Source organism: Streptomyces sp. Edi4 (genome assembly GCF_040253615.1).
Lineage (GTDB): Bacteria > Actinomycetota > Actinomycetes > Streptomycetales > Streptomycetaceae > Streptomyces.
On record NZ_JBEJGY010000004.1, the window covers coordinates 6,984,803 to 7,009,503 of the forward strand.

25 protein-coding genes are annotated in these 24,701 nt (G+C 71.3%); 21 read left to right on the plus strand and 4 right to left on the minus strand.

Annotated elements, in window-relative coordinates; translation table 11 throughout:
* Nucleotides 1-51: 51 nt before the first annotated feature.
* Nucleotides 52-690, plus strand: a complete 639-nt coding sequence (locus tag ABR738_RS33430) for a DJ-1/PfpI family protein (protein ID WP_350233670.1) — start codon at nucleotides 52-54, stop codon at nucleotides 688-690.
* On the opposite strand, the gene ABR738_RS33435 is transcribed toward ABR738_RS33430, so the two are convergent.
* Nucleotides 662-1,429: an enoyl-CoA hydratase/isomerase family protein gene (locus tag ABR738_RS33435; RefSeq protein ID WP_350233671.1), complete on the minus strand. Its 768-nt coding sequence runs from the start codon at nucleotides 1,427-1,429 to the stop codon at nucleotides 662-664. The two genes, ABR738_RS33430 and ABR738_RS33435, sit on opposite strands and share 29 nt — an antisense overlap.
* A gap of 75 nt (nucleotides 1,430-1,504) precedes the next feature.
* Here ABR738_RS33435 and ABR738_RS33440 point away from each other — a divergent pair, with 75 nt between their 5' ends.
* Both ABR738_RS33440 and ABR738_RS33445 read left to right on the plus strand, forming a co-directional pair.
* Nucleotides 1,505-2,239 (plus strand): HdeD family acid-resistance protein, encoded by a 735-nt coding sequence (locus ABR738_RS33440; protein WP_350233672.1) that lies wholly within the window; start codon nucleotides 1,505-1,507, stop codon nucleotides 2,237-2,239.
* A 136-nt stretch (nucleotides 2,240-2,375) separates the two neighbouring features.
* Nucleotides 2,376-2,876 (plus strand): ATP-binding protein, encoded by a 501-nt coding sequence (locus tag ABR738_RS33445; protein ID WP_350233673.1) that lies wholly within the window; start codon nucleotides 2,376-2,378, stop codon nucleotides 2,874-2,876.
* On the opposite strand, the gene idi is transcribed toward ABR738_RS33445, so the two are convergent.
* Together idi and ABR738_RS33455 are read right to left on the minus strand one after the other, a co-directional pair.
* A complete protein-coding gene (gene idi / locus ABR738_RS33450; RefSeq protein WP_350233674.1) occupies nucleotides 2,851-3,453 on the minus strand; it encodes an isopentenyl-diphosphate Delta-isomerase in 603 nt (200 codons plus the stop codon). The genes ABR738_RS33445 and idi overlap by 26 nt on opposite strands.
* A gap of 116 nt (nucleotides 3,454-3,569) precedes the next feature.
* A complete protein-coding gene (locus ABR738_RS33455) occupies nucleotides 3,570-4,511 on the minus strand; it encodes a cation diffusion facilitator family transporter (RefSeq protein ID WP_350233675.1) in 942 nt (313 codons plus the stop codon).
* A 412-nt stretch (nucleotides 4,512-4,923) separates the two neighbouring features.
* On the opposite strand from ABR738_RS33455, the gene ABR738_RS33460 reads away from it, so the two are divergent.
* From ABR738_RS33460 to ABR738_RS33545, 18 genes are all read left to right on the plus strand, one after another.
* Nucleotides 4,924-6,729, plus strand: coding sequence for a DUF5941 domain-containing protein (locus ABR738_RS33460; RefSeq protein ID WP_350234856.1), 1,806 nt, complete (start codon nucleotides 4,924-4,926; stop codon nucleotides 6,727-6,729).
* The gene (locus ABR738_RS33465) at nucleotides 6,726-7,463 is read left to right on the plus strand and encodes a phosphocholine cytidylyltransferase family protein (RefSeq protein ID WP_350233676.1); all 738 of its coding nucleotides are present in this window, start codon (nucleotides 6,726-6,728) and stop codon (nucleotides 7,461-7,463) included. Before ABR738_RS33460 ends, ABR738_RS33465 begins: the two co-directional genes overlap by 4 nt.
* Nucleotides 7,451-8,512, plus strand: a complete 1,062-nt coding sequence (locus ABR738_RS33470; protein WP_350233677.1) for an iron-containing alcohol dehydrogenase family protein — start codon at nucleotides 7,451-7,453, stop codon at nucleotides 8,510-8,512. Before ABR738_RS33465 ends, ABR738_RS33470 begins: the two co-directional genes overlap by 13 nt.
* Nucleotides 8,490-9,269 (plus strand): CDP-alcohol phosphatidyltransferase family protein, encoded by a 780-nt coding sequence (locus ABR738_RS33475; protein WP_350233678.1) that lies wholly within the window; start codon nucleotides 8,490-8,492, stop codon nucleotides 9,267-9,269. The genes ABR738_RS33470 and ABR738_RS33475 overlap by 23 nt, the downstream gene beginning before the upstream one ends.
* Nucleotides 9,270-9,319: 50 nt before the next feature.
* Nucleotides 9,320-10,165, plus strand: a complete 846-nt coding sequence (locus ABR738_RS33480; RefSeq protein ID WP_350234857.1) for a glycosyltransferase family 2 protein — start codon at nucleotides 9,320-9,322, stop codon at nucleotides 10,163-10,165.
* Nucleotides 10,166-10,220: 55 nt separating this feature from the next.
* Nucleotides 10,221-11,102 carry an ABC transporter permease gene (locus ABR738_RS33485; protein ID WP_350233679.1) on the plus strand — a complete coding sequence of 294 codons (882 nt, stop codon included), beginning with the start codon at nucleotides 10,221-10,223 and terminating at the stop codon, nucleotides 11,100-11,102.
* Nucleotides 11,089-11,904: an ABC transporter ATP-binding protein gene (locus tag ABR738_RS33490; RefSeq protein ID WP_350233680.1), complete on the plus strand. Its 816-nt coding sequence runs from the start codon at nucleotides 11,089-11,091 to the stop codon at nucleotides 11,902-11,904. Before ABR738_RS33485 ends, ABR738_RS33490 begins: the two co-directional genes overlap by 14 nt.
* A 419-nt stretch (nucleotides 11,905-12,323) precedes the next feature.
* Complete coding sequence (hpnC, locus tag ABR738_RS33495; RefSeq protein ID WP_350233681.1) at nucleotides 12,324-13,235, plus strand: squalene synthase HpnC; 912 nt, start codon at nucleotides 12,324-12,326, stop codon at nucleotides 13,233-13,235.
* A complete protein-coding gene (gene hpnD, locus ABR738_RS33500; protein ID WP_350233682.1) occupies nucleotides 13,232-14,182 on the plus strand; it encodes a presqualene diphosphate synthase HpnD in 951 nt (316 codons plus the stop codon). Before hpnC ends, hpnD begins: the two co-directional genes overlap by 4 nt.
* Nucleotides 14,182-14,337, plus strand: coding sequence for a hypothetical protein (locus ABR738_RS33505; RefSeq protein WP_350233684.1), 156 nt, complete (start codon nucleotides 14,182-14,184; stop codon nucleotides 14,335-14,337). The genes hpnD and ABR738_RS33505 overlap by 1 nt, the downstream gene beginning before the upstream one ends.
* A complete protein-coding gene (gene hpnE / locus ABR738_RS33510) occupies nucleotides 14,334-15,716 on the plus strand; it encodes a hydroxysqualene dehydroxylase HpnE (RefSeq protein WP_350233685.1) in 1,383 nt (460 codons plus the stop codon). Before ABR738_RS33505 ends, hpnE begins: the two co-directional genes overlap by 4 nt.
* Entirely contained in the window at nucleotides 15,713-16,822 is a 1,110-nt protein-coding gene (locus ABR738_RS33515) for a polyprenyl synthetase family protein (RefSeq protein WP_350233686.1), read from the plus strand. The genes hpnE and ABR738_RS33515 overlap by 4 nt, the downstream gene beginning before the upstream one ends.
* A gap of 108 nt (nucleotides 16,823-16,930) precedes the next feature.
* On the plus strand, nucleotides 16,931-18,925 hold the full coding sequence (shc, locus tag ABR738_RS33520; RefSeq protein ID WP_350233687.1) for a squalene--hopene cyclase: 1,995 nt from the start codon (nucleotides 16,931-16,933) through the stop codon (nucleotides 18,923-18,925).
* Nucleotides 18,925-19,566 carry a phosphorylase family protein gene (locus ABR738_RS33525; RefSeq protein ID WP_350233688.1) on the plus strand — a complete coding sequence of 214 codons (642 nt, stop codon included), beginning with the start codon at nucleotides 18,925-18,927 and terminating at the stop codon, nucleotides 19,564-19,566. The genes shc and ABR738_RS33525 overlap by 1 nt, the downstream gene beginning before the upstream one ends.
* A 5-nt stretch (nucleotides 19,567-19,571) precedes the next feature.
* On the plus strand, nucleotides 19,572-20,594 hold the full coding sequence (gene hpnH / locus ABR738_RS33530; RefSeq protein ID WP_350233689.1) for an adenosyl-hopene transferase HpnH: 1,023 nt from the start codon (nucleotides 19,572-19,574) through the stop codon (nucleotides 20,592-20,594).
* A 542-nt stretch (nucleotides 20,595-21,136) separates the two neighbouring features.
* A complete protein-coding gene (locus ABR738_RS33535; protein WP_350233690.1) occupies nucleotides 21,137-22,573 on the plus strand; it encodes an aspartate aminotransferase family protein in 1,437 nt (478 codons plus the stop codon).
* Between the two features lie 97 nt (nucleotides 22,574-22,670).
* On the plus strand, nucleotides 22,671-23,267 hold the full coding sequence (locus tag ABR738_RS33540; protein ID WP_350233691.1) for a helix-turn-helix domain-containing protein: 597 nt from the start codon (nucleotides 22,671-22,673) through the stop codon (nucleotides 23,265-23,267).
* A gap of 15 nt (nucleotides 23,268-23,282) precedes the next feature.
* Nucleotides 23,283-23,453, plus strand: coding sequence for a DUF6126 family protein (locus ABR738_RS33545; protein WP_350233693.1), 171 nt, complete (start codon nucleotides 23,283-23,285; stop codon nucleotides 23,451-23,453).
* A gap of 24 nt (nucleotides 23,454-23,477) precedes the next feature.
* On the opposite strand, the gene ABR738_RS33550 is transcribed toward ABR738_RS33545, so the two are convergent.
* Nucleotides 23,478-24,293, minus strand: a complete 816-nt coding sequence (locus ABR738_RS33550) for a tyrosine-protein phosphatase (RefSeq protein WP_350233694.1) — start codon at nucleotides 24,291-24,293, stop codon at nucleotides 23,478-23,480.
* Nucleotides 24,294-24,701: the final 408 nt, after the last annotated feature.

The following is a 24,701-nucleotide window of genomic DNA, read 5'->3' on the forward strand; positions in this document are numbered from 1 at the left end:
CTCGGGGTCCGCCGTGCCCGCGCCCGATCTTTTCTCGATGAAGGACAGCCCATGCTGATCGCCGTCGCCCTCTACCCCGGCTTCACCGCGCTGGACGCGGTGGGCCCCTACGACACCCTCGCCCGCCTCCCCGGCGCCGAGACGGTGTTCGTCGCCGAGCAGGCGGGGCCGGTGCGCAACGACGCCGGGGGCCTGACCCTGATGGCCGAGAAGTCCTTCGAAGAGGTGCCGCGGCCCGACATCGTCGTGGTGCCCGGAGCCCCGCCCGAGGCCGTCGAACCGTATCTGGACGGCGGACCGCTCCTTGACTGGCTGCGCGAAGCCGACATCGCCTCCACCTGGACCACATCGGTGTGCACCGGCTCGCTGCTGCTCGGCGCGGCCGGGCTCCTCAAGGGGCGCCGGGCGACCTCGCACTGGCTCGCCCTCGACCGGCTCGCGGCGTTCGGCGTGAACACGACGGGCGAGCGGGTCGTCGTCGACCGCAAATACGTCACCGCCGCCGGCGTCTCCTCCGGCATCGACATGGGGCTCACCCTGCTCGGCGCGATCGCCGGGGACCGCTACGCCCAGGCCGTGCAGCTGCTCATCGAGTACGACCCGCAGCCGCCCTACGACGCGGGCTCACCCGACAAGGCCCCCGCCGACCTGGTGGAACAGTTCAGGTCGAACGGATTTCCCCGGGACTGAGCGGCCAGAGGAAGCGCGGGGGCCTGCGCTCAAGGAACGCGGCGATCCCCTCCTCGGTGTCGCCGCAGGCACGCTCCTGTGCGGCCCAGTGCTCCTCGCGGCCCGTCCTGCCGTCCGTGAATTCCTTGGCCGCCGCCTGCGTGAGCTGGGAGCGCGCCGCCAGCAGGCGGCTGAACTGCTCCACACGCCTGCCCAGTTCGCCCTCGGGCAGCACCTCGTCCACCAGGCCGGTCCGCAGCGCCCGCCCGCTGTCGATCAACTCGCCTGAGAACAGGAGGTACTTGGCGCTCGCGGGCCCCACGAGCGCGGCCAGGCGCCGGGTGGAGGAGGCCGGGTAGACGATGCCGAGCTTGGCGGGCGTGATGCCGAAGAGGGCGTCCTGGCGCGCGAAACGCAGATCGCAGGCGGCGGCCAGCTGGCTGCCGCCGCCCACGCAGTGACCGCGCACCGCGGCGAGCGTGGGGCGGGGAAAGGCCGCAAGCGCCTCCTCGGCCCGTACCGCGAGCGCTCTCGGGTCCTCGCCCGGCTCACGCAGTGAGGAAATGTCGGCCCCCGCGCAGAAGGTGTCCCCCGCTCCGGTCAGCACCAGCACCCGTACGCCCGGATCGGCCGCCAGGGTGTCGAGCAGGGGCGGCAGCGCGCGCCACATGGCCGAGGTCATCGCGTTGCGTTTGGCGGGGTTGTCGATGACGACGGTGGCGACGCCCTCGCTGAGGCTGTGCCGTAGCTGCGGCTGCATGCGCCGGATGCTATCCGGGCACCCGCTCCTTATGATCGCAAGGGGGGTCGCACGCGGATCGATGAGGAGACGCTGATGGCCAGACCCAGGCGCGACGTCGGAACCGCAGGCACCGGACGCGCAGGCACCGGACGCGACGGCACCGGGCGCGACGGCGTACGCGAAGGCAGGAGACTGAGCCGGAGCTTCGGGCTGTTGGCCCTGCTCGGCGCGATCCTGGTCGTGGCCGGTCTGGTGGGCCTCGGCTACACCGAGTTCGCCACCCTCACCACCATGCTGCTCTTCGGCTGGCTGCTGCTGATCGGCGGCGTCGTGGGCCTGGCGCACGCGATCCAGTCGCGCGGCTCGGGCTTCTTCTGGCTCGCCGTCGTGGTCGCCGCGCTGAACCTGGCCGCGGGCGTCGTCATCATCCGCCGCCCCGAGGGCAGCGCGGAGGCGCTGACGATGTTCGCCGCCCTGCTGTTCCTGACCGGCGGGGTCTTCCGCCTGGCGGGCAGCGTGGTGGTGCGCGGGCCGCAGTTCGGCTGGACGCTGGTGCAGGGCGCCTTCGGGGTGCTCCTGGGTGTGCTGGTGCTCGCGAGCTGGCCGAGCAACAGCCGGTACGTCATCGGCTGCTTCTTCTCGCTGGCCCTGCTGTTCGACGGTCTCGGGCTGATCGCCATCGGCGTGGGCGGGCGCAGAATCGTCACTCTTGTGAGCGACGCGGTGGCCTCGCCGGGCGCCGCCAAGGACACGCCTCCGATGTCTCCGACACCCCCGCAAGCCGTGGCAAAACCGTCAGACGGCGAACAGTACCCGCCGCCGAGGTGACACTTTCTTGCTTCGGCGGTCAAAAAGCGGCGATAGATGGGGACTTCTGGTCAGTCGGGCGGTCCGGACCAGCGCACTTTGGACACTCGTCAGGAGTGGGGGTCCCCCGTCGAGCCGTAAGGGTGGGTGCCAGAACATGGAGATCCGCGGGAGCCTTCCGCCCGAAACCGCCGCTGTTGGCGGCGCGCGGTCCTACGAAGGCGTGTGGCGGTTCACCGCTCCCGCCGTCGACGTCTCGGTCCCAGGGGCCCGGCACGCGGTGCGCGACCTGCTGCGCCGCCAGGACGTGCCGGCCCACGACGACCTCGTACAGGGCCTGCTGCTCATCGTCTCGGAGCTGGTCACCAACGCGGTCAGACACGCGGCGCTGCTCTCGCCGCAGGTCGCCGTCGAGGTGGCGATCGGGGCCGAGTGGATCCGGGTGTCCGTCGAGGACGAGCACCCCTACCGGCCCAAGGCCCTGGAGGCCGACTGCGCGCGGACCGGCGGGCGCGGGCTGCTCCTGGTCCGTGAGATCACCGAGGAGGCCGGCGGGGTGTGCGACGTCGAGCAGACCGCGAGCGGCGGAAAGATCGTGTGGGCCGCACTCCCGCTGGCCCCTCTGCCGGGGATCACCAGCCCGCGCCGGGCCCCGTGAGCTCCTTGATCGCGGGCCGCGCGGCGTCGAGGACCGTCATGAACCACGCCGAGAACGGCGTACTCGCGTGCCGCTCGGCGAGCTCCTCGGCGCTCACGAACGCCGTCTCGCCGATCTCCTCGGGATCGGGCCGCAGCGCGGACTGGGCAAGTCCCACGAAGAGGTGGTTGTACTCCTGCTCCACCAGACCCGACTCCGGGTCGGGGTGGTTGTAGCGCACCGTGCCCGCCTCGGCGAGCAGCGTGGGTGAGATGCCCAGCTCCTCATGGGTGCGCCGGGCGGCCGCCGCGAACGGGGACTCGCCGGGGTAAGGATGGCCGCAGCAGGTGTTGGACCAGACACCGGGGGAGTGGTACTTGCCGAGCGCGCGCCGCTGCAACAGCAGCCGGCCCTTCTGGTCGAAGAGGAAGACGGAGAACGCCCGGTGCAGCTGACCGGGCGCCTGGTGCGCGGCCAGCTTCTCCGCGGTCCCGATGGTGTTGCCGCTCTCGTCGACGAGTTCGAGCATGATCTCCGGTGCGGCGCCCATGGTCCCGTTCGACGAGTTGTTCGCCGTGGTGGCTGGTGTGCTCGGCATAACCATCCTTCGCTTCGGTCCTCGGCTGCCCAGTCTGCCGTACAACGGCGGCGTCTTCGCCATTGAGCGGCACCCGCATGTCCTGCCCCACGGGTCGCCCCGGGAACCGCCGCAGGTCAGTGGCAGAGCCGCGCCTCGTGCTCGGCGTGCCCACCGGGCTCCAGCTGGAAGGTGCAGTGCTCCACGTCGAAGTGGTCGCCCAGGCAGCCCTGCAATTCGTGCAGCAGCTTCTCGTGTCCCACCGAGTCGAGCACGTCCTGGCTGACCACCACGTGGGCGGAGAGCACCGGCATGCCCGAGGTGATCGTCCAGGCGTGCAGATCGTGGACGTCCTCGACGCCCTCCAGCGCCACGATGTGCGAGCGGACCTCCGCCATGTCCACCCCTTTGGGGGCCGACTCGAGCAGCACGTTCAAGGTCTCGCGCAGCAGCTTGACGGTCCTCGGCACGATCATCAGGCCGATCACCAGGGAGGCGATCGGGTCGGCCGCCTGCCAGCCGGTGGTGATGATGACGAGGCCGGCCACCACCACGGCCCCCGAGCCGAGCGCGTCGGAGAGCACTTCGAGGAAGGCGCCGCGCACGTTCAGGCTCTCCTGCTGCCCCTTCATCAGCAGGCACAGGGAGACCGAGTTCGCGGCCAGGCCCACGAGGCCGAAGACCACGGCCGTGCCGCCCGAGGTGCCGGCCGGCTCCACGAATCGCGAGACGGCCTCGAACAGGATGTAGCCACCCACGCCGAGCAGCAGCAGGCAGTTGGCGAGCGCCGCAAGGATCTCGGCCCTGGCGTAGCCATAGGTGCGGTTGCCGCCGGCCGGGCGGTTGGCGAAGTGGATGGCCAGCAGCGCCATCGCGAGCCCGAGGCCGTCCGTCGCCATGTGCGCCGCGTCCGCGACCAGCGCCAGGGAGTCCGCGAGCAGGCCGCCGACGACCTCCACGACCATCACCGTCAGTGTGATGGCGAGCGCGATGCGCAGCCGTCCCCGGTAGGCGGCCGCCGCGGTGCCCGTCGGCGGCGGTGCGCCGTGTGTGTGTCCGTGGTCGTGCCCAGCCCCCATGAAAGGCCTCCCGGATCCGTTCCTGATCAATCCTGGCGTCTCGTACGAGGGGCAAGTGAACTACGGGTAGGGGGTATCCGCAACACGGCACTGAACACCGTTGTCATAGTCTCTGACCTGCGCAAATGCCCGCAGGTCAGAGCGTTGTGGCGATCTGCGGGCGGCCTTGGGGGGCGACGGCGGCGCGCGGGCGGGGCGGCCGCCACGGGCAGGCGGTTTGTGGGCGGCGCCCCCGATCGACGATGATGATCGCTGCCGTGCGGCAGCGGGAGCCGGTGGGCCTCAGCGGGCGTGAACGGCCAGTGAATTCCCGCTTCCGCGCATCCGATAGCCTCTGCCGACGTGCCGCCCGCCTCCCGTTCGGGCCGGGCCGTTGGACTACCGCCATGTCAGTCGCAAGGAGTGAGTTCGTCTGTCGACCGCCATCGTTACCGGCCCGCCGGTGCCCGGATCGCAGCTCGGACCCGACCTGCGCGCACTGGGTTTCGACGTACAGAACGCCTTCCTCCCCGACGACCTGCCCGGCCTGCTCGAGCGCGTGCCCGCGGGTGAGCGCGTCGCCCTGGTCGATCCGCGCTTCCTCGGCCACGTCCACGCGCTGCGCCTGGCGCTGACCGACCCCCGCTTCCCGGCCGCCGCCGTCCCCGGCGCCCTGACGGTCCAGGCCGAGGCCCGCCCGGCGCTGGCGCGCGCCCTGGCCGGGGCCGCCCCCGCACCCGTGGCCCAGGTGCCCGTCGCCGCCGTGCTCACCGACGACGTCGTCCGCGCCCTGGAAGCAGACGGCGTGGCCGTGCACCACCCCGAGCTGGGCTCGCTCGTCGCGACCGTCCCCGCCGACGCGGTGGCCGCGGCAGAGGCGGCCCGCGCCGTCGCCGCCGTCGACGACGAGGCCGTACGCCTGCGCAACGCCGTCAAGTCGCGCGACGGCTTCTTCACCACCCACTTCATCAGCCCCTACTCCCGCTACCTCGCCCGCTGGTGCGCCCGCAGGGGACTGACCCCCAACCAGGTCACCACCGCCTCGCTGATCACCGCCCTGATCGCGGCGGGCTGCGCGGCGACCGGCAGCCGTGGCGGATACGTCGCGGCCGGTGTGCTCCTTCTCCTGTCCTTCGTCCTGGACTGCACCGACGGGCAGCTCGCCCGCTACTCGTTGCAGTACTCCACGATGGGCGCCTGGCTCGACGCCACGTTCGACCGCGCCAAGGAGTACGCCTACTACGCGGGCCTCGCCCTCGGAGCCGCCCGGGGCGGCGACGACGTATGGGCGCTCGCGCTGGGGGCGATGGTGCTCCAGACCTGCCGCCATGTCGTGGACTTCTCCTACAACGAGGCGCACGTCGTAGGCACCGACGCCACCGCCAACACCAGCCCCACCGCCGCCCTGTCCGACCGGCTCGACTCGGTCGGCTGGACGGTGTGGGTACGCCGCATGATCGTGCTGCCCATCGGCGAGCGCTGGGCGATGATTGCGGTGCTGACGGCCCTCACCACCCCCCGCGTCGTTTTCTACGCGCTGCTCATCGGCTGCGCCTTCGCCGCCTGCTACACCACCGCGGGGCGCGTCCTGCGCTCCGTGACCCGCCGGGCCACCCGCACCGACCGCGCCGCCCGGGCGCTGGCCGACCTCGCCGACAGCGGCCCGCTCGCCCAGCTGATCGCGGCGAGGGCGCCCCGGATCCCGGGCGCCCCCGTCCTCGCGGGCATCGGCGCGGCGTTGCTGATCGCCGCCGCCCTCACGGTGCCGCCCGGCGGCGGCCTGGTGATCGGCGCCGCCGCGCTGTACGCGCTCTTGTCCGGCCTCGCCGTCGCGGCCCCCCTCAAGGGCGCCCTCGACTGGCTCGTTCCGCCACTCTTCCGGGTGGCGGAGTACTGCGTGATCCTCATCCTCGCGGCCCGCTCGGACGTCCCCGGGGCCCTTCCCGCGGCCTTCGGGCTGGTCTCCGCGGTCGCCTACCATCACTACGACACGGTCTACCGCATCAAGGGCGGATCCGGCGCGCCGCCGGCCTGGCTGGTCCGGGCGGTCGGCGGGCACGAGGGCCGGGCGCTCGTGGTGACGGTGCTCGCCGCCGCGCTGGCCGCGCGCGACACAGACTTCACCCTGGCGCTCACCGCCCTGGCGGCGGCCGTCGCGCTCGTGGTGCTCGTGGAGTCCATCCGTTTCTGGGTGTCCTCCGGAGCACCTGCCGTACATGACGAAGGAGAGACAGCATGATTGGCCTTGTTCTGGCAGCCGGTGCCGGACGGCGTCTGCGCCCCTACACCGACACGCTCCCGAAGGCTCTCGTGCCGGTCGACGGTGACACCACCGTCCTGGACATCGCGCTGAAGAACTTCGCCGAGGTCGGCCTCACCGAAGTCGCCGTCGTCGTCGGCTACCGCAAGGAAGCCGTGTACGCGCGCAAGGAGGCCCTTGAGGCCCGGTACGGCGTCACGATCACGCTGATCGACAACGACAAGGCCGAGGAGTGGAACAACGCCTACTCCCTGTGGTGTGCGCGTGAGGTCCTCAAGCGCGGAGTGATCCTCGCCAACGGCGACACCGTCCATCCCGTCTCCGTCGAGAAGACGCTGCTCGGCGCGCGCGGCGAGGGCCGGAAGATCATCCTCGCCCTCGACACGGTCAAGAGCCTGGCCGACGAGGAGATGAAGGTGATCACCGCCGAGGGCAAGGGCGTCCAGCGCATCACCAAGCTGATGGACCCCGCCGAGGCCACGGGTGAGTACATCGGCGTCACGCTCATCGAGGCCGAGGCCGCCGAGGAACTGGCCGATGCCCTGAAGGCCACCTTCGAGCGCGACCCCGACCTCTACTACGAGGACGGCTACCAGGAGCTCGTGGGCCGCGGCTTCACCGTCGACGTGGCGCCCATCGGCGAGGTGTCGTGGGTCGAGATCGACAACCACGACGACCTGGCGAAGGGCCGTGAGATCGCGTGCCAGTACTGACGCGGCTCATCCCGTCACCCGTCGTCGTCGACATCCGGCGCGGCGCCCTGGACGATCTCGCGGTCGTCCTGGCCGACCAGCGGATCTCCGCCAACGGCAACCTCGCCATCGCGGTCAGCGGCGGCTCGGGGCAGAAGCTGCGCGAGCGGTTCGCCCCGGTCCTTCCCGGCGCCGAGTGGTACGCGGTGGACGGCGGCACCATCGACGCCGCCGTCACCCTGGCCGACCAGATGCGCGGCAAGCGCTACGACGCGGTCGTGGCGCTGGGCGGCGGCAAGATCATCGACGTGACCAAGTACGCGGCGGCCCGCGTCGGTCTGCCGATGGTCGCGGTCGCCACGAACCTCTCCCACGACGGCATCTGCTCGCCCGTCTCCACCCTCGACAACGACAACGGTCGCGGCTCCTACGGGGTGCCCACCCCGCTGGCGATCCTCATCGACCTGGACGTCATCCGCGACGCCCCGGCGCGCTATGTGCGCTCCGGCATCGGTGACGCGATCTCCAACCTGTCCGCCATCGCGGACTGGGAGCTCTCCCACCGCGAGACCGGTGAGCCCGTCGACGGCCTGGCCGCCGCCATGGCACGCAGCGCCGGCGAGGCGGTCCTGCGCCACCCCGGCACGGTCGGCGACGACGACTTCCTGGTCACGCTCTCCGAGGGCCTGGTCATGTCCGGCATCGCCATGTCGATCAGCGGCGACACCCGGCCCTCGTCGGGCGCCTGCCACGAGATCAGCCACGCCTTCGACCTGCTCTTCCCGCAGCGCGCCGCGAGCCACGGCGAGCAGTGCGGTCTGGGCGCCGCGTTCGCGATGCACCTGCGCGGCGCGACCGGGCAGTCCGCGCTGATGGCCGAGGTGCTGCGCCGGCACGCCCTGCCGGTGACGGCGGAGGAAATCGGCTTCAGCGCCGAGGAGTTCGTCCAGGCCGTCGAGTTCGCGCCGCGGACCCGTCCCGGCCGCTACACCATCCTTGAACATCTCGACCTGTCCACCGACCAGATCAGGGACGCGTACGCCGACTATGCCAAGACCATCCGTAGCTGAACTCCGCCCGGTCGTGCACCCGGCGGGTGTCAAGGACCGGGTCAGCGGAGAACACTGGGGCGGCCGCCTGTACATGCGCGAGATCTCGCTGCGCGTCACCCGCCTCCTGGTCACCACCAAGGTCACGCCCAACCAGCTGACCTACCTGATGACGCTCAGTGGTGTCCTCGCCGCGCCCGCCCTGCTCGTGCCGGGCGTCTGGGGCGCCGTCCTCGGCGTCGTGGCCGTCCAGGGCTATCTGCTGCTCGACTGCGTCGACGGCGAAGTGGCCCGCTGGAAGAAGCAGTTCTCGCTCTCCGGGGTCTACCTGGACCGCGTCGGCGCCTATCTGTGCGACGCGGCGGTCCTGGTCGGTTTCGGCCTGCGCGCCGCCGACCTGTGGGGCCCCGGCCGCATCGACTGGCTGTGGGCCTTCCTCGGTACGCTCGCGGCGCTCGGCGCGATCCTGATCAAGGCCGAGACCGACCTCGTCGGCGTCGCCCGCCACCAGGCCGGCCTGCCGCAGGTCAAGGACGCGGCCGCGACCCCGCGCTCCTCCGGCATGGCGCTGGCCCGCCGGGCCGCCGCCGCGCTGAAGTTCCACCGGCTCGTCCTCGGCATCGAGGCGTCCCTGCTGATCCTGGTCCTCGCGGTCGTGGACCAGGTCCGCGGCGACCTGTACTTCTCGCGCCTGGGCGTCGCGGTGCTCGCCGGCATCGCGCTCCTTCAGACGCTGCTGCACCTCGTGTCCGTCCTGGCTTCGAGCAGGCTCAAGTGAGCGCCCCGGCGCAGGGCGGCCCCCTGAAGGTCGGAGCGGTCGTCATCACCATGGGCAACCGCCCCGCTGAACTGCGCGCCCTGCTCGACTCGGTGGCCGGGCAGGACGGCGACGCGGTCCAGGTCGTGGTGGTCGGCAACGGCGCCCCGGTCCCGGACGTCCCCGAGGGCGTACGCACCGTGGAGCTGCCGGAGAACCTGGGCATCCCGGGCGGGCGCAACGTCGGCATCGAGGCGTTCGGCCCCTCGGGCTCCGACGTCGACGTGCTGCTCTTCCTCGACGACGACGGCTCGCTGGCGAACACCGACACCGCGGAGCTGTGCCGCCAGGCCTTCGCGGCCGACCCCGAGCTCGGCATCATCAGCTTCCGCATCGCCGACCCGGACACCGGCGTCACCCAGCGCCGCCACGTCCCGAGGCTGCGCGCCTCCGACCCGATGCGCTCCTCGCGCGTGACCACCTTCCTCGGCGGTGCCAACGCCGTGCGCACCCGGGTGTTCGCCGAGGTCGGAGCGCTGCCGGAGGAGTTCTTCTACGCCCACGAGGAGACCGACCTCGCCTGGCGCGCGCTCGACGGCGGCTGGATGATCGACTACCGCGCGGACATGGTCCTGCACCACCCGACGACCGCCCCGTCCCGGCACGCGGTCTACCACCGGATGGTGGCCCGCAACCGCGTCTGGCTGGCCCGGCGCAATCTGCCGGCGCTCCTGGTCCCCGTCTACCTCGGGGTCTGGCTGCTCCTGACGCTGGCCCGCAAGCCCTCGGGCCCGGCTCTGAGAGCCTGGTTCGGCGGCTTCAAGGAGGGCTGGACCACGCCCTGCGGGCCGCGCCGCCCCATGAAGTGGCGTACGGTCTTCAAGCTCACCCGCCTCGGCCGTCCCCCCGTGATCTGAGAGTTTCGGCTCCACGACCATCGGGCGTACTTCTTGAACACGAAAGTTTCCACTTGTGAGTGACACAACCCTGTCCCCGGCGGATCTCGCCGCCAAGCACGGGCTGTCGGTGAGCGGTGCCCGTCCCGGGCTCACCGCTTACATCAAGCAGCTGTGGGGTCGGCGCCACTTCATCCTGTCGTTCTCCTCGGCCAAGCTCACCGCCCAGTACAGCGAGGCGAAGCTCGGCCAGATCTGGCAGGTGGCGACGCCCCTGCTGAACGCGCTGGTCTACTACTTCATCTTCGGCGTGCTCATGGGAACGAGGAAGGGCATCCCCAACGATGTCTTCATCCCGTTCCTGGTGACCGGCGTGTTCCTGTTCACCTTCACCCAGAACTCGCTGATGGCCGGCGTACGGGCCATCTCGGGCAACCTGGGCCTGGTGCGCGCGCTGCACTTCCCGCGCGCGTCCCTGCCCATCTCCTTCGCGCTCCAGCAGCTCCAGCAGCTGCTCTTCTCGATGATCGTCCTGATGATCGTGGTGGTCGCCTCCGGCTTCGCGCCCGGCACGACCTGGCCCCTGATCATTCCGGTGCTCGCGTTGCAGTTCGTCTTCAACACCGGCCTCGCGCTGATCTTCGCGCGGCTCGGCGCCAAGACACCCGACCTCGCGCAGCTGATGCCGTTCATCATGCGTACGTGGATGTATTCCTCCGGCGTGATGTTCAGCATCACCGCGGTGCTCCACGACAAGCCGAGCTGGCTCAAGCACGTCCTTCAGGTCAACCCCGCCGCGATCTACATGGATCTGGCGCGCTACGCCCTGCTGGACGGTTATGGCAGGGGGTCCCTGCCCCCGCACGTCTGGGCCCTGGCGGTCGGCTGGGCCGTCGTCGTGGGCGCCCTTGGATTCGTGTACTTCTGGAAGGCTGAGGAGCGGTATGGCCGTGGCTGAGGACATCAAGGACCGCGTCGCGGTCGAGGACGCGCGGATTCCCACCGTCATCTGCGACGACGTGCACATCGTGTACACCGTCAACGGTGGCGGGGGCGGACGGGGCAGCGCGACGGCCGCGCTGAGCCGCATGGTCAAGAAGGACAAGACCGGCGGCGCCACCCGGGGCATGCGGCGGGTGCACGCCGTCAAGGGCGTGTCGTTCACCGCCTACCGCGGCGAGGCGATCGGGCTCATCGGCTCCAACGGCTCGGGCAAGTCGACGCTGCTGCGGGCCATCGCCGGCCTGCTGCCGCCCGAGAGCGGGCGCGTGTACACCGACGGGCAGCCCTCGCTGCTCGGTGTCAACGCGGCGCTGATGAACGACCTCACCGGCGAGCGCAACGTCATCCTGGGCGGCCTGGCCATGGGCATGTCGCGCGAGGAGGTCAAGGAGCGCTACGAGGAGATCGTGGAGTTCTCCGGGATCAACGACAAGGGCGACTTCATCTCGCTGCCGATGCGGACGTACTCCTCGGGCATGGCGGCCCGGCTGCGGTTCTCCATCGCGGCGGCCAAGGACCACGACGTCCTCATGATCGACGAGGCGCTTGCCACCGGTGACCGCCAGTTCCAGATCCGCTCCGAGGAGCGCATCCGGGAGCTGCGCAAGCACGCGGGCACCGTCTTCCTGGTGAGCCACAGCATCGGCTCCATCCGGGACACCTGCGACCGGGTGCTCTGGCTCGAGCGCGGCGAGCTGCTGATGGACGGGCCGACCGACGAGGTCGTCAAGGCCTACCAGAGGGAATCCGGCCGCTGACGCGTCGTCACCTCAAGAACTCCGCAGTCGTGGCCCCCGCCGATCAACCCCGGTGGGGGCCGTTGCGTCCTAGGGTGTGGTCGGACCGTCAAGATCCCGTCAAGTTGCCAGTACGGGGGGAAGGTTGGACCGGATCGCCGTGTTCTTGTAATGCTCGCAACACCCCGGCGCGGTGGCGGTCGTTGTACAACGTAAGCTGTACCGGTGCTGATTCGCGGCAAGTGGGGCAATACGCTCCCGGCTCCGCGCGCGGCGGGTCATCCCGTCCGGGGAGGTCAGGCGGCGTGTCCGAAATAGGATGTTTTAGGTCGGCGGTGTAGAACGGGAGATGTGACGGCCATGGCTACGGAAGATCTCCAGCTCCAAGGGACGGCCGCCGTTCCCGCCCCGGGCGGTACCCGGTGACCCCAGTCCCGGACGTGCGCACCGGATCCGCGTCGCGCGCCACACTCGACAAGGCCGCGGACGAGAACTTCCCCGTCGCCCCCTTCTTCCTGCCGCGCGCCTGGCGCGAGGACCTGATGGCCGTCTACGGCTTCGCCCGGCTCGTCGACGACATCGGCGACGGCGACCTCGCCCCCGGCGGCGCCGACGCCCGCCACCTCGGCGTCGGTCCCGGCGACCCCCGCGCCCCCGACGACCCCGACGGCCGGCTCGCCCTGCTCGACGCCTTCGAGGCGGATCTGCGCCGGGTCTTCGACGGAAGCCCGCGCCACCCCCTCCTCGAGGCGCTCCAGCCCACCGTGCGGCGCTGCGCGCTCACCCCGGAACCCTTCCTCGGCCTGATCGCCGCGAACCGCCAGGACCAGCGGGTGCGGCGCTATGAGACGTATGAGGAACTGCTCGCCTACTGTGAACTTTCGGCCAACCCTGTAGGGCGGCTCGTCCTCGCCATCACCGGCACCACGAGCCCGGAGCGCCTCCGCCGTTCCGACGCGATCTGCACGGCGCTTCAGATCGTCGAACACCTCCAGGACGTCAAGGAGGACCTCGGCCGTGACCGGATCTATCTGCCGGCCGAGGACATGTCACGTTTCCATGTCACGCCGGCCGATCTGGCCGCGCCGCGAGGGAGCGCTTCGGTGCGTGCGCTGGTCGCGTTCGAAGCGGAACGCGCCGGGTCGTTGCTGAATGAAGGCACCCCCCTGGTGGGTAGCGTCCACGGCAGACTCAAGCTGTTGCTGGCCGGATTCGTGGCCGGGGGACGCGCCGCGCTCGACGCGGTCGCCGCCGCCGGCCACGACGTACTCCCGGGGCCGCCCAAGCCCACCAAGGCAAGGCTGATGCGCGAGGTGGGAGCCGTCTTGCGAAGAGCGCGTAGAGAGGGGTGAGCCGGACAGTGGAGGCACAGGCACCCGTGTCCGCACCGGTACAGGCCGCATACAGCTACTGCGAGGCCGTGACCGGGCAGCAGGCGCGCAATTTCGCGTACGGCATCCGGTTGCTGCCGGCCGACAAGCGGCAGGCGATGTCGGCGCTGTACGCGTTCTCACGCCGGGTCGACGACATCGGTGACGGCACGCTGGCCAAGGACGCCAAGGAGACCCGTCTGGAGGAGACCCGGGCACTGCTCGCGCGGATCCGCGACGGCGCGGTCCCCGAGGACGACACCGACCCGGTCGCGGTGGCGCTGGCGGACGCGGCGCGCCGTTTCCCGATCCCGCTCGGCGGCCTCGACGAGCTCATCGACGGCGTCCTGATGGACGTCCACGGCGAGAGCTATGAGACGTGGGAGGACCTGAAGGGCTACTGCCGGTGTGTCGCGGGCGCCATCGGCCGGCTCTCGCTCGGCGTGTTCGGCACCCAGCCCGGCGCGCCGGGCACCGAACGCGCCGCGGAGTACGCCGACACGCTGGGGCTCGCACTCCAACTCACCAACATCCTCAGGGACGTTCGCGAGGACGCCGGTACCGGGCGGACCTATCTGCCCTCCGATGACCTCGCCAAGTTCGGCTGCTCCCTGGGCTTCGACGGCCCCCTGCCGCCCCCCGGCTCCGACTTCGCCGGCCTCGTCCACTTCGAAGTGCGGCGCGCCCGGGCCCTGTTCGCCGAGGGCTACCGGCTGCTGCCCATGCTGGACCGGCGCAGCGGCGCCTGCGTGGCCGCCATGGCCGGCATCTACCGGCGCCTGCTCGACCGCATCGAGCGCGACCCCGAGGCGGTGCTGCGCGGCCGGGTCTCGCTGCCCGGCCGCGAGAAGGCGTACGTCGCGGTGCGCGGCCTGTCCGGACTCGACACCCGGTACGTCTCGCGGGGCACCGCCAGGAGGCGCGCCTGATGCACCACCCGCACCTCGACGAAGGACCGGGCACCACGCCGGTGCCCCGGCGCGCCCCGCACAGCCCCTTCGCCGCGGCCGGGGCCGCGCGACGTGCCACCGGCGCGGCGTGCCCCGGCGGCGCGCCCCACGCGTCCCCACGGGAGACGGCATGAACGACGCGCGCCCCACCCGCGCGGTGGTGGTCGGCGGCGGCCTCGCCGGCACCACCGCCGCCCTCCAACTGGCCGACGCGGGCGTGGAGGTGACCCTCGTCGAGGGCCGCCCAAGGCTCGGCGGACTCGCCTTCTCCTTCCGCAGGGGCGACCTCACCGTCGACAACGGCCAGCACGTCTACCTGCGCTGCTGCACCGCCTACCAGTGGTTCCTCGACCGCGTCGACGGCGCGGACCTCGCCCCGGTCCAAGAGCGCATGGACGTGCCCGTCCTGGACGTGGGCCACCCCAGGGGCCCCCGGCTCGGCCGGCTGCGCCGCGACCCGCTGCCCGTACCGCTGCACCTGGCGCGCGGCCTCGCGGCCTACCCCCATCTCTCGCTCGCCGAACGCGCCGGTGTGGGGCGCGCCGCACTGGCGCTCGGGCGCCTCGACCCGGACGATCCGGCTCTGGACGACGAGGACTTCGCCGGCTGGCTCACCCGGCACGGCCAGTCCGAGCGGACCATCGAGGCTCTGTGGGACCTGGTGGGCGTGGCGACCCTGAACGCCACCGCGCCGCACGCCTCGCTCGGGCTCGCCGCGAAGGTCTTCAAGACCGGGCTGCTCTCCGCGCCGGGCGCCGGGGACATCGGCTGGGCCCGTGTCCCGCTCGGCCATCTGCACGACACGCTGGCCCGCAAGGCCCTGGACGCGGCGGGCGTACGCACCCTGACGCGCGCCAAGGCCGAGGCCATCTCCCGTACGGGGCACGGCGGTTGGCGCGTCGAGCTGACCGGCGAGACGCTCGAGGCGGAGGCCGTGGTGCTGGCCGTGCCGCAGAAGGAGGCCCACGGTCTGCTGCCCGAGGGCGCCCTCGAGGACCCGGGCAAGCTGCTCGCCATCGGCACCGCGCCGATCCTCAACGTCCACGTCGTCTACGACCGCAAGGTTCTCAGACAGCCCTTCTTCGCCGCGCTCGGCAGCCCCGTGCAGTTCGTCTTCGACCGGACGGACTCCTCGGGGCTGATCGGCGGCGGCCAGTACCTGGCCGTCTCCCAGTCCGACGCCGGGGACGAGATCGAACTGCCGGTGGCCGAATTGCGCGCCCGCTACCTGCCGGAACTGGAAAAGCTGTTGCCCGCGGCGCGCGGCGCGAAGATCCTCGACTTCTTCGTCACCCGGGAGCGGACAGCGACGTTCGCCCCCACCCCCGGCGTCGGACGGCTGCGGCCACCGGCGCGGACCCGCGCGGACGGTCTGTACCTGGCCGGCGCGTGGACCGCGACCGGCTGGCCCGCGACCATGGAGGGCGCCGTGCGCAGCGGGTTCAGCGCCGCGGGCGCGGCGCTCGCCGCGCTGGGCCGCCCCCCTGTTCATCCGCTTCAGGAGGCGGCATGACTGTTAGCAGTACTGGAACAAGAGGAGAGACTGTGCCGACTGTGCCTTCGGCTTCGGCGAATCCGGCTGTGGACACCGTGGACGTCAACGCCCTGCTGGAGCGGGGGCGCGAGCTGTCCACGCCGGAGCTTCGCGCGGCCGTCGACCGGCTCGCGGCTCCCATGGACACCGTCGCCGCCTACCACTTCGGGTGGATCGACGCCGAGGGGCGCCCCTCGGCCGGTGACGGCGGCAAGGCGGTGCGGCCCGCGCTCGCCCTGCTCTCCGCGGAGGCGGCGGGGGCCGCGGCCGAGGTCGGCGTGCCCGGCGCGGTCGCCGTGGAGCTCGTGCACAACTTCTCGCTCCTGCACGACGACCTCATGGACGGCGACGAGCAGCGCCGCCACCGCGACACGGTGTGGAAGGTGCACGGCCCGGCGCAGGCGATCCTCGTGGGTGACGCCCTGTTCGCGCTCGCCAACGAGGTCCTGCTTGAGCTGGGCACGGTCGAGGCGGGCCGCGCCACGCGCCGTCTGACCACCGCCACCCGCAAGCTGATCGACGGTCAGGCCCAGGACATCTCCTACGAGCACCGCGAGCGGGTCACCGTCGAGGAGTGCCTGGAGATGGAGGGCAACAAGACGGGCGCGCTGCTCGCCTGCGCCGTCTCCATCGGCGCGGTCCTCGGCGGCGCGGACGAGGCGATGGCCGACACCCTGGAGGCGTACGGCTACCACCTCGGCCTCGCCTTCCAGGCCGTCGACGACCTGCTCGGCATCTGGGGCGACCCGGACGCCACGGGCAAGCAGACCTGGAGCGACCTGCGCCAGCGCAAGAAGTCCCTGCCCGTCGTCGCCGCGCTCGCCGCGGGCGGCCCGGCCTCCACCCGGCTCGGCGAGCTCCTGGCCGCCGACGCCAAGAGCAATGACTTCGACAGCTTCTCCGAGGCGGAGTTCGCCACCCGGGCGGCCCTGATCGAGGAGGCCGGCGGCCGGGAGTGGACCTCCCAGGAGGCCCGCAGGCAGCACACCATCGCCATCGACGCGCTCGGCGCCGTCGACATGCCGCAAACCGTCCGCGCCCAGCTCACCGCGCTGGCGGACTTCGTCGTCGTACGAAAGAGATGATCACGATTCCCATATGACGCGCAGTCGCCGGCAGGGCCCGGGCAATCGGGCTCGCGCCGACGTCACACCCCAGCACAGCAGAAGTAGCCACTGCACGAAGGGGAAGCCATGACAGCGACGACCGACGGAAGCACCGGGGCCCCGACGCCCCGGGCCGCCGCGGCCAGGACGACCGCCGGGACGGCACCCGGCGCGGACCAGGTGCTCGACGCCGCGAAGCTGGCCGCACAGCGCGGGGTGGAGCACCTGCTGGCGAGACAGGACGCCCAGGGCTGGTGGAAGGGCGACCTGGAGACCAACGTCACCATGGACGCCGAGGACCTGCTGCTGCGGCAGTTCCTCGGAATCCAGGACGACAAGGTGCTGGCCGCGGCCGCCCTGTTCATCCGGGGCCAGCAGCGCGACGACGGGACCTGGGCCACCTTCTACGGCGGGCCCGGTGAACTGTCCGCCACCATCGAGGCGTACGTCGCCCTCAGGCTCGCCGGCGACTTGCCCGAGGCCCCGCACATGGCGCGAGCCTCGGCCTGGATCAGGGCGAAGGGCGGGATCGCCTCGGCCCGGGTCTTCACCCGCATCTGGCTGGCCCTGTTCGGCTGGTGGAAGTGGGACGACCTGCCCGAGCTGCCGCCCGAGCTGATCTTCCTGCCGCCGTGGGTCCCCCTCAACATCTACGACTTCGGCTGCTGGGCGCGGCAGACCATCGTGCCGCTCACGGTGGTCTCGGCCAAGCGCCCGGTGCGGCCCGCGCCCTTCGCGCTGGATGAGCTGCACACCGACGCGCGGCGGCCCAATCCGGCCAAACCCCTTGCCCCGCTCGCCAGTTGGAGCGGCGCCTTCCAGCGGCTCGACAAAGTGCTGCACGCCTATCGCAAGGTGGCGCCCCGCAAGCTGCGCCGGGCGGCGATGCGCGGGGCCGCCCGCTGGATCGTCGAACGCCAGGAGAACGACGGCTGCTGGGGCGGTATCCAGCCACCCGCGGTGTACTCCGTCATCGCCCTGCATCTGCTCGGCTACGACCTCCAGCATCCCGTGATGCGGGCCGGCCTGGAGTCGCTGGACCGGTTCGCGGTGTGGCGCGAGGACGGTTCCCGGATGATCGAGGCCTGCCAGTCCCCGGTGTGGGACACCTGCCTCGCCGTCATCGCGCTGGCCGACGCGGGCGTGGCGCCCGACCATCCCGCCCTCGTCAAGGCGGCCGACTGGATGCTCGCCGAGGAGATCACCCGGCCGGGCGACTGGGCGGTGCGCCGGCCCCAACTCGAGCCGGGGGGCTGGGCGTTCGAGTTCCACAACGACAACTACCCCGACATCGACGACACCGCCGAGGTGATCCTGGCGCTGCGCCGCGTCAAGCATCCCCGTCAGAACGAGGTCGAGGCGGCCATCGCGCGCGGGGTGCGCTGGAGCGTGGGCATGCAGTCCAAGAACGGCGCGTGGGCCGCGTTCGACGCGGACAACACCAGTGCCTTCCCCAACCGGCTGCCGTTCTGCGACTTCGGTGAGGTCATCGACCCGCCGTCGGCCGATGTCACCGCCCACGTCGTGGAGATGCTGGCCTACGAGGGCAAGGCGCACGATCCGCGCACCCGGCGCGGCGTGGAGTGGCTGCTGGCCGAACAGGAGGCCAACGGCGCCTGGTTCGGGCGCTGGGGCGTCAACTACGTCTACGGCACCGGCTCGGTGGTGCCTGCCCTGACCGCCGCCGGCATCCCCGCCTCGCACCCGGCGATCCGCCGGGCGGTCGGCTGGCTGGAATCCGTGCAGAACGACGACGGCGGCTGGGGCGAGGACCTGCGCTCGTACGGCGAGACGGAATGGATGGGCCGCGGGCCCTCGACGGCCTCGCAGACCGCCTGGGCGCTGCTCGCGCTCCTCGCGGCGGGGGAGCGGGAGGGCAGGGCCGCCGAACGCGGCATCGCCTGGCTCGCCGAGAACCAGCGCGAGGACGGGTCCTGGGACGAGCCGTACTTCACCGGCACCGGATTCCCCTGGGACTTCTCGATCAACTACCACCTCTACCGGCAGGTCTTCCCGCTGACCGCGCTCGGGCGTTACGTCCATGGAGAACCGTTCTCCCCCAACGCCGCCAAGGGGAGTTGATGGACACACCCCAGCCGCCGCACGTGCCGCTGGTGATCGCGTGCGCGCTCACCATCGAGCGCCTGGCGCTGCGCGGCGCCCACGGCGGCGCGGCGGCGCCGGTCACCGTGGTGCGCAGCGGGATGGGCCCGAAAGCCGCCGAACGCGCTGTCCACGAGGTGCTGGGCGCGCCCGCGACCCGTGCGGCGGCGGTCATCGCCTCAGGCTTCTGCGCCGGTCTCGTCCCCGGGATGCACCCCGGGGACCTGGTCGTCGCCGAGGAAACCCGCGACCCCCGGGGCGCCACCGTGTGCGCCGGCGTCGACGTGCTCGCCAAGGCGCTCGCCGAGGCGCTGCCGGGCCGCACGGTCCACACCGGCCCGCTCGCCGGGTCCGACCATGTCGTACGGGGGCCCGAGCGGGCCGCTCTGCGGGCGACCGGAGCGATCGCGGTGGACATGGAGTCCGCCGCCACGCTCTGGACCGCCCAGCGGCGCGGACCGCGTCCGGTTGCGGCCGTCCGGGTGGTCGTGGACGCTCCAGAACATGAACTCGTCCGGATCGGCACGGTGCGCGGTGGAATATCAGCCTTCCGCGTTCTTCGTGCCGTTCTTCCCGCTTTCTTTGAATGGCACCGTTCTTTGCCGCTCCCCAGGAGGTGAGCCAGATGGCCATGCCGCTTCGCCAGTCCATCAGGGTCGGGACCTATCTTTTTGAACAGAAGTTGCGCAAGCGTGAGAAGTTTCCGCTGATCGTCGAGCTGGAACCGCTTTTCGCCTGCAATCTGAAATGCGAGGGCTGTGGAAAGATCCAGCATCCGGCCGGGATCCTGAAGCAGCGTATGCCGGTGGCCCAGGCCGTCGGGGCGGTCCTGGAATCCGGTGCGCCGATGGTGTCCATCGCGGGCGGCGAGCCACTGATGCACCCCCAGATCGACGAGATCGTGCGTCAGCTGGTGGCCAAGAAGAAGTACGTCTTCCTGTGCACCAACGCGCTGCTCATGCGCAAGAAGCTGGAGAAGTTCACCCCGTCGCCGTACTTCGCTTTCGCCGTGCACATCGACGGCCTGCGCGAGCGGCACGACGAGTCCGTGGCGAAGGAGGGTGTGTTCGACGAGGCGGTGGAGGCCATCAAGGAGGCCAAGCGGCAGGGCTTCCGGGTCACCACCAATTCCACGTTCTTCAACACCGACACCCCGCAGACCATCATCGAGGTGCTGAACTTCCTCAATGACGATCTCAAGGTCGACGAGATGATGATCTCGCCCGCCTACGCCTATGAGAAGGCGCCCGACCAGGAACACTTCCTCGGCGTCGAGCAGACGAGGGAACTCTTCAAGAAGGCGTTCTCCGGCGGCAACCGCGGCCGCTGGCGCCTCAACCACTCGCCGCTCTTCCTCGACTTCCTCGAGGGCAAGGCCGACTTCCCGTGCACGGCGTGGGCGATCCCCAACTACTCCCTCTTCGGCTGGCAGCGCCCCTGCTATCTGATGAGCGACGGGTATGTGCCCACCTACCGCGAACTGGTCGAGGACACCGACTGGGACAAGTACGGCCGGGGCAAGGACGACCGCTGCGCCAACTGCATGGCGCACTGCGGCTACGAGCCGACCGCGGTGCTCGCCACCATGGGGTCCCTGAAGGAGTCGATCAGGGCGGTCCGCGAGACGATCCAGGGCAACCGGGGCTGACGTCACGGGCCCCGGGGAGCGGACCTCCCCGGGGCGGCCGGGGCCGCCATGGCGCGGACCCGGGGTGACCATGAGCTTGACAGGATCGGGAGGAGGGGGCCGGGACGTGACGATCCTCGACGGCACGTCGGCACGTCGGCACGTCGGCACGTCGGCACGTCGGCACGTCGGCACGTCGGCACGACGGCACGTCGGCACGTCGGCACGGCCCGCAGTGCGCGGTCGGTCGTCGGCCCCCGCCGGGCCGAGCCCGTCGACGAAGCGCCGCCCCGCCGACCACGGCGCGCCGCTTGGGCGGCGTCGTGGAGGACAACGTCCCTACCGGCGTTGCCGGTTGGGCCGCCGGGCAGGCTCCGAGGGACGCCGACCTGGACGCGCCGCCGCGCGGTCTCGGCATCCCCGAGGCGGTTTCCGCTCCACGCCTGGCACGGCGAGGTGCCGGCCGACACCGGGCTCACCCCCGTGGGGATCGCGGGACCAATCGGCGCCGCGCTCGCGGCCATGGAGGATGCCGCCACCGCGGCCCGGAAGGAGAACGACGCATGACCGACGGCGAGCCGAAGGCCTTCGAGGCCCCTGGGCCCCCGGCCCCTTCGAGCAAGGGGTTCGACCTGACGCGACTCCTCGCCGAACGCGGGGCCGAGCGCTATGACCTGCACACCCGCTACCTCAACCACCAGCTGCCGCGCATGCTGCACACCATCGGTTTCGACAAGGTGTACGAGCGCGCGGAGGGCGCCTACTTCTGGGACGCCGATGGCCATGACTACCTCGACATGCTCGCCGGGTTCGGCGTCATGGGCCTCGGCCGCCACCACCCCGTCGTGCGCAAGGCGCTGCACGACGTCCTGGACGCCTCGCTCGCGGACCTGACCCGCTTCGACTGCCAGCCGCTGCCCGGCCTGCTCGCCGAGCGGCTGCTCGCGCACAGCCCGCACCTGGACCGGGTGTTCTTCGGCAACAGCGGCACCGAAGCCGTGGAGACCGCTCTCAAATTCGCCCGCTACGCCACCGGCAAACCCCGGATCCTGTACTGCTCGCACGCCTTCCACGGCCTGACGACCGGCTCGCTCTCGGTCAACGGCGAGTCGGGTTTTCGCGACGGCTTCGCGCCGCTGCTGCCCGACACGGCGGTGCCGCTCGGTGATCTGGCCGCCCTGGAGCGGGAGTTGAAGCGCGGCGACGTGGCCGCGCTCATCGTCGAGCCGATCCAGGGCAAGGGCGTCCACGAGGCGCCCCCCGGCTATCTGCTCGCCGCGCAGGAGCTGCTGCGCCGGCACAAGGCGCTGCTCATCGCCGACGAGGTGCAGACCGGTCTCGGGCGCACCGGTGACTTCTACGCCTACCAGCACGACGCGGGGGTCGAGCCCGACCTGGTGTGCGTGGCGAAAGCGCTCTCAGGCGGTTATGTGCCGGTCGGCGCCACCCTCGGCAAGGACTGGATCTTCAAGAAGGTCTACTCGTCCATGGATCGCGTCCTGGTCCACTCGGCCAGCTTCGGCTCCAACGCCCAGGCCATGGCGGCCGGGCTCGCCGTCCTGTCGGTCATGGAGGAGGAGGCGATCGTCGAGAACGCGCGCACCACCGGCGATCTGCTGCGCACCCGGCTCGCGGACCTGATCGGCCGCTACGAACTCCTTGCGGACGTACGCGGACGCGGTCTCATGATCGGGATCGAGTTCGGCCGGCCGTCCTCGCTCAAGCTGCGCGGGCGCTGGACCATGCTCCAGGCCGCGCGCAAGGGCCTGTTCGCGCAGATGGTGGTGGTGCCGCTGCTCCAGAAGCACCGCATCCTCACCCAGGTGTCCGGCGACCACCTGGAGGTGATCAAGCTGATTCCGCCGCTGACCATCACCGAGCGCGAGGTGGACCGGTTCGTGGCGGCCTTCACCGCCGTCATGGACGACGCGCACGGTGGCGGCGGCCTGATGTGGGACTTCGGGCGGACTCTGGTGAAGCAGGCGGTCGCCAACCGCTGACCGCTCGGCGTCCCCTCCCGGCGCGTCGCCTCCCGCCGGCTTTGCCTCAGAGGCAAAAAGTTTGCCTCTGAGGCAACCGCCTGTCTGAATGGAGTGCATGAGCACTCCTGGCGACGAAGACGTCGCGGCGCTTCCGGGCGTCGCGCCCCGGCTGCGCGAACTGCGCCGCCGCCGCGGTCTCACCCTGGAGGTCGCCGCCCAGCGAGCCGGCCTCTCGCCCGCGCATCTGTCCCGCCTGGAGACGGGCGCGCGCCAGCCCTCGCTGCCGATGCTGCTCGCGCTTGCCCGCATCTACGGTACGACGGTTTCGGAACTGCTCGGGGAGATGCCGCCGGAGCGCGAGCCCGTCATCCGGGCCGGCCGCGCCGCACCGAGCGAGGCCGACGGCTGGACGTACCACCAGACCGGGGGACCGGGCCGCGCCATGCAGGCGCTGCGCGTCGAGGTCCCCTACGGCACCCAGCGCGAGCTGGTCCGGGTCCACCCCGGCGAGGAATGGCTCTACGTGCTGACCGGACGGCTCCGGCTGAGCCTGGGCGAGGCCACCCATGAACTCGACCCGGGCGACAGCGCGCACTTCGACTCACTCACCCCGCACCGGATCTCCGCCGCCTCGCACGGCGGAGCCGCGTTCCTTTTCGTGCACACCCTGCTCCAGAGCCCCGACCCGCATCCGTACCACCCGCACAGCTGAAAGGACGCCACCGCCATGTCCGAGCACGAGACCGCTCCCCTTTCGGCGACACCCCGCAAGAACATCGAGGAGACGGCGGAGACCAAGTTCCCCAGGGGCCTGGTGGTCAGGCTCTTCGCCTACCTCGTCGCGGGACACGTCTTCGCCGGTTTCCTCTATCTGCTCTTCGAGGTGGGCGGCAAGTAGCGCCCGCCGCGCGGGAGCGCAGGCTCACACGGAGCTCTCCAGGAGCCGTTCACGCAGCCGCCGGCGGGTCTCGGGAGCGAGCCCGAGGCCCTGGCTGAAGTAGCGCTCCGAGGTGCCCCAGGTCTCCTCGATGGTGTCGAACGCGGCCCGCAGATAGCTGGCGCGGGCATCGAAAAGGGGGCTGAGGAGTTCCATCACCTCCGCGGACATCGCATCGGCGGACGTGCCGGCGCGGCGTACCGGGTAGCGACGGTGCGGGGCGTTGGACTTGAGGTAGTCGGCCTCGATGGCGTCCCGCTCCACGCCGACCGCGAGCAGGGCCAGGGCTATGGACACGCCCGCCCGGTCCTTTCCGGCCGCGCAGTGCATCAGGGCAGGCACGCTGTCCGTGGCCAGCGCGTGCAGCACCCGGCCGTGTTCGGCGGTGCGCCCAAGGACGAGCTCGCGGTACGACGCGATCATCCGGTCCGCGCCCCTGCTTCCCGACAGAGCGGCCCGCAACTCCTCGAGCTCGCCCTCGCGGACCATCTTCCAGAACTCCGCCCCGTCGGCCGGATCCGTCAGCGGAATGTTGATGTTGCGAACGCCCGGCAGCTCGATGTCGGGCCCCTCCAGTTTCTGGTCGCCCGCGTTGCGGAAGTCGAAGACGGTGTGCAGTCCGAGCGTGGCGAGGAAGGCGGCGTCGGCCGCGGTGGCGTGGGCGAGATGACCGCTGCGAAACAGCCGCCCACGGCGCACCCGCAGTCCGTCCACGGTCGGCAGCCCGCCCACATCACGGAAATTGCGCACGCCCGTCAGCTCGGAAGGGGTCGAGGGGGCCTGCGGTATCTGCTGGGTCACGGGGACTCCTGACGTCGATCCTGGCGGCGCGGCCTGCGCGTCTTTCGACGATACGACAAGCGTTCCCGGGGCAACCATCTCCTCGGACACCGCACAGACGTGCCCCGGCGGGCGGGCGCCCCGGTCAGGGAACGGGACGCCCCACCGAACGATTTCGGCCTTCTACGCTTGAACTCGCCGCCGTGACAAGGGGCTTGCGCGTTCCGGTGTGATCTCTTCACCGCGCCGCCACCAACGGAGCGAGCGGACACAGAGTCGAGAGAAAGCCTTTGCTCTGAGGCTCCTGTCAACCAGTGGTGCGCGTCGGTACGTTCAGGACTGCCCCCACTCGCCGTGGTGGCAATCCCCGAACGTCAATTTGTCATGCACTCGACGTTTCTTCGCGTCCGCCCCGACCCAGGAGCGGAC

Excerpts from the sequence above, each read along its gene's own strand:
- ABR738_RS33430 (WP_350233670.1), top strand. The coding sequence starts at position 52 with ATGCTGATCGCCGTCGCCCTCTACCCCGGCTTCACCGCGCTGGACGCG.
- ABR738_RS33435 (WP_350233671.1), bottom strand. The coding sequence starts at position 1,429 with ATGCAGCCGCAGCTACGGCACAGCCTCAGCGAGGGCGTCGCCACCGTC.
- ABR738_RS33440 (WP_350233672.1), top strand. The coding sequence starts at position 1,505 with ATGGCCAGACCCAGGCGCGACGTCGGAACCGCAGGCACCGGACGCGCA.
- ABR738_RS33445 (WP_350233673.1), top strand. The coding sequence starts at position 2,376 with ATGGAGATCCGCGGGAGCCTTCCGCCCGAAACCGCCGCTGTTGGCGGC.
- idi (WP_350233674.1), bottom strand. The coding sequence starts at position 3,453 with ATGCCGAGCACACCAGCCACCACGGCGAACAACTCGTCGAACGGGACC.
- ABR738_RS33455 (WP_350233675.1), bottom strand. The coding sequence starts at position 4,511 with ATGGGGGCTGGGCACGACCACGGACACACACACGGCGCACCGCCGCCG.
- ABR738_RS33465 (WP_350233676.1), top strand. The coding sequence starts at position 6,726 with ATGATTGGCCTTGTTCTGGCAGCCGGTGCCGGACGGCGTCTGCGCCCC.
- ABR738_RS33475 (WP_350233678.1), top strand. The coding sequence starts at position 8,490 with ATGCCAAGACCATCCGTAGCTGAACTCCGCCCGGTCGTGCACCCGGCG.
- ABR738_RS33480 (WP_350234857.1), top strand. The coding sequence starts at position 9,320 with ATGGGCAACCGCCCCGCTGAACTGCGCGCCCTGCTCGACTCGGTGGCC.
- ABR738_RS33490 (WP_350233680.1), top strand. The coding sequence starts at position 11,089 with ATGGCCGTGGCTGAGGACATCAAGGACCGCGTCGCGGTCGAGGACGCG.
- ABR738_RS33505 (WP_350233684.1), top strand. The coding sequence starts at position 14,182 with ATGCACCACCCGCACCTCGACGAAGGACCGGGCACCACGCCGGTGCCC.
- hpnE (WP_350233685.1), top strand. The coding sequence starts at position 14,334 with ATGAACGACGCGCGCCCCACCCGCGCGGTGGTGGTCGGCGGCGGCCTC.
- ABR738_RS33515 (WP_350233686.1), top strand. The coding sequence starts at position 15,713 with ATGACTGTTAGCAGTACTGGAACAAGAGGAGAGACTGTGCCGACTGTG.
- shc (WP_350233687.1), top strand. The coding sequence starts at position 16,931 with ATGACAGCGACGACCGACGGAAGCACCGGGGCCCCGACGCCCCGGGCC.
- ABR738_RS33525 (WP_350233688.1), top strand. The coding sequence starts at position 18,925 with ATGGACACACCCCAGCCGCCGCACGTGCCGCTGGTGATCGCGTGCGCG.
- hpnH (WP_350233689.1), top strand. The coding sequence starts at position 19,572 with ATGGCCATGCCGCTTCGCCAGTCCATCAGGGTCGGGACCTATCTTTTT.
- ABR738_RS33535 (WP_350233690.1), top strand. The coding sequence starts at position 21,137 with ATGACCGACGGCGAGCCGAAGGCCTTCGAGGCCCCTGGGCCCCCGGCC.
- ABR738_RS33540 (WP_350233691.1), top strand. The coding sequence starts at position 22,671 with ATGAGCACTCCTGGCGACGAAGACGTCGCGGCGCTTCCGGGCGTCGCG.
- ABR738_RS33545 (WP_350233693.1), top strand. The coding sequence starts at position 23,283 with ATGTCCGAGCACGAGACCGCTCCCCTTTCGGCGACACCCCGCAAGAAC.